A 2,389-nucleotide genomic window follows, 5' to 3' on the forward strand; every position below is an offset into this window, starting at 1 on the left:
GCTTGTTAGCGGTGGGGGGCTCGGTGGCGGTGGGCTTGGTGGGCGTGGTGGGGGTGCTGAGCGTGGTGGGGGTGGTGGTGGGCGGCTCGGCCTTCTCGGTGGGCTCGGCCTTCTCGGTGGGCTTCGTGGGTGTGGTGGGTCCGTCGTCCGGTCGGCGCCAGAGTTCCGGGGTGATCCCGTCGACCACCCGCCGCTTGGCGTTGACCGGCTCGGCGTCGATCTCCGCCTCGGCCTCCAGGTCCAGCTCGCGTTCCAGCTCGGCGAGGGTGGCCGCCTCCGCCCGGTCCAGGGCCGAGACCCGGTCGCGGGCCGCGACCGCCTGTCCGGCCGGGTCCGGCGAGCCGCCGGCCAGCGCGTCGGGGTCGGTCAGCAGCCGCCGGTACAGCTCCGAGCGGGCCTCCAGCTCCGCGTGCGTACCGATGTCGGAGAGCCGGCCCCGGTCCAGTACGGCGATCCGGTCGGCCAGCGCGAGCGTGGAACGGCGGTGGGCGATCAGGAGGGTGGTGCGGCCGGCCATGACCGAGCGCAGGGCCTCGTGGATCTCGTGCTCGATGCGCGCGTCGACGGCCGAGGTCGCGTCGTCCAGGAGCAGCAGCCGCGGGTCCGTGAGGATCGCGCGGGCCAGTGCCATGCGCTGGCGCTGACCGCCGGACAGGGTCAGGCCGTGCTCGCCGACCTTGGTGTCGTAGCCGTCCGGGAGCGCCTCGATGAAGCCCTCGGCCTGGGCGGCCCGGGCGGCCGTGCGGATCTGCTCGTCGGTCGCGTCGGGGACGCCGTACGCGATGTTGGCGCGCACCGAGTCGGAGAACAGGAAGCTGTCCTCCGGGACGAGCCCGATGGCGGCCCGGAGGGAGGCGAGGGTGAGCTCGCGGACGTCCTCGCCACCGACCCGCACGGCCCCGTCGGTGACGTCGTAGAAGCGGGGCAGGAGGAGCGAGACGGTGGACTTGCCGCTGCCGGAGGCCCCGACCACGGCCACGGTCTCGCCGGGCGCGATGGTGAGCGAGAAGCCGTCCAGGACCGGGCGGGCCGGGTCGTAGCCGAAGGAGACCTTGTCGAACTCGACCGTCGCCGGCGCGTCGGCGGGCAGCTCGCGCGTGCCGTCCTCGATCGCGGGCTCGGTGTCGATGAGCTCCATGACGCGCTCCACGCCGGCCCGGGCCTGCTGGCCGACGGTCAGGACCATGGCGAGCATGCGGACCGGGCCGACGAGCTGGGCGAGATACGTGGAGAACGCCACGAACGTGCCGAGCGTGACCTGGCCGCGGGTGGCCATCCAGCCGCCGACCGCCAGCATGGCCACCTGGCCGAGGGCGGGGACGGCCTGGAGGGCGGGGTTGTAGCGGGAGTTCAGGCGGATGGTGCGCAGTCGGCCCGCGAAGAGGCGGCGGCTGGCGTCGCGCAGCTTGGCGGTCTCCTGCTCCTCCTGGCCGAAGCCCTTGACGACGCGGACGCCGGTGACGGCCCCGTCCACCACGCCCGCCACGGCCGCCGCCTGGCCCTGGGCCCACCAGGTGGCCGGGAACAGCCGGGAGCGGCTCCGCTTGGCGATGAACCAGAGCGCGGGCGCGATGGCGAGGGCGATCAGGGTGAGCAGTGGCGAGAGCCAGAGCATGATCGCGAGCGATATGCCGAAGAGGAGGAAGTTCCCGATGGTCATCGGGAGCATGAAGAGCAGGCCCTGGATCAGCTGCAGGTCGCTGGTGGCCCGGCCGACGACCTGGCCGGTGGACAGCTCGTCCTGGCGGCGGCCGTCGAGGCGGGCGATCGTCTCGTACATCTCGGTGCGCAGGTCGTGCTGCACGTCGAGGGCGAGGCGGCCGCCGTAGTAGCGGCGGACGTAGGTGAGGACGTAGACGAGGACGGCGGCGCCGACGAGGGCGCCCGCCCACGGGGCCATGGGGCGGGAGTGGTCGCCGATGACGTCGTCGATGATCACCTTGGTGACCAGGGGGACGAGGGCCATGAGGGCCATGCCGGCGAGGGAGGAGCCGAGGGAGAGCAGCACGTTGGCGCGGTAGCGCCACGTGTAGCCCGCCAGGCGGCGGGCCCAGCCCTGCTGCTCGAGGGCGGGGGGAGTGGGGGGCTCGGGGCGCGTGGATATAGGCCCGGGGTCGTCCGCTCGGGGTGCGTCCGCTCGGTGGGCGTCCGCTCGTGCGGCGTCCGCTCCCGGTTTCTCCGCTCCGGCCGTCTCTGCCGCCGCCACGTGGGGCCTCCCCGTCGTCGTCTCGTCGTCCTGCTGTCGTCCTGCCGGCCGGTCCTGGTGCCCGGTCCTGCAGGACAGCCCAACACGCGGAGCTGCGGATTTCATCCCGCTGCAACAATCCGGGGGATGCGCGGGGGCGCGCGGTGGGGGCGCGGGGGTGGGGTTCGGGGTGGGGTTCTGGAG

At 73.8% G+C, this 2,389-nt stretch carries 1 protein-coding gene; it reads right to left on the reverse strand.

The window, feature by feature from the left end:
- The coding region (locus tag IF43_RS0135385; protein WP_234332651.1) for an ABC transporter ATP-binding protein at positions 1–2,104 on the reverse strand (2,104 nt) is incomplete at its 3' end.
- Between the last annotated feature and the right edge of the window lie 285 nt (positions 2,105–2,389).

The sequence above is a fragment of the Streptomyces sp. NRRL S-87 genome, from assembly GCF_000719335.1.
Taxonomy (GTDB): Bacteria; Actinomycetota; Actinomycetes; order Streptomycetales; family Streptomycetaceae; genus Streptomyces.